Source organism: Pseudomonas peli (assembly GCF_050563605.1).
Classification (GTDB): Bacteria; Pseudomonadota; Gammaproteobacteria; order Pseudomonadales; family Pseudomonadaceae; genus Aquipseudomonas; species Aquipseudomonas peli_A.
Genome location: NZ_JBNXUH010000393.1, coordinates 1 through 269, shown reverse-complemented (window position 1 = coordinate 269; position 269 = coordinate 1). Strand labels below are relative to the sequence as shown.

At 59.1% G+C, this 269-nt stretch carries 1 pseudogene; it reads right to left on the bottom strand.

Annotation, left to right across the window (positions count from 1 at the left end):
- Positions 1 to 23: 23 nt before the first annotated feature.
- Positions 24 to 227, bottom strand: a pseudogene (locus ACQ4LH_RS22075) (hypothetical protein); the annotation flags it as partial.
- Positions 228 to 269 lie beyond the last annotated feature (42 nt).

Below are 269 nucleotides of genomic sequence, written 5' to 3'. Positions count from 1 at the left end.
GTGAGTATAAGAGGCGGGCTTTAGACCGGCGCCGCGGCTTCTTTCAGCTGCTTTTCCGCACCGTTGAGGGAAGTAACCGCCGCCGCACCGGTAACCGCTTCAATTCGACGCACGCCAGCCGCCACACCGCTTTCGCTGATGATCTTGAACAGGCCGATATCGCCGGTACGCTTGACGTGGGTACCGCCGCACAGTTCAACGGAGAAGTCACCGCCCATGCTCAACACTGTCTCTTATACACATCTCCAGCCCACGAGACGAACTGAGCG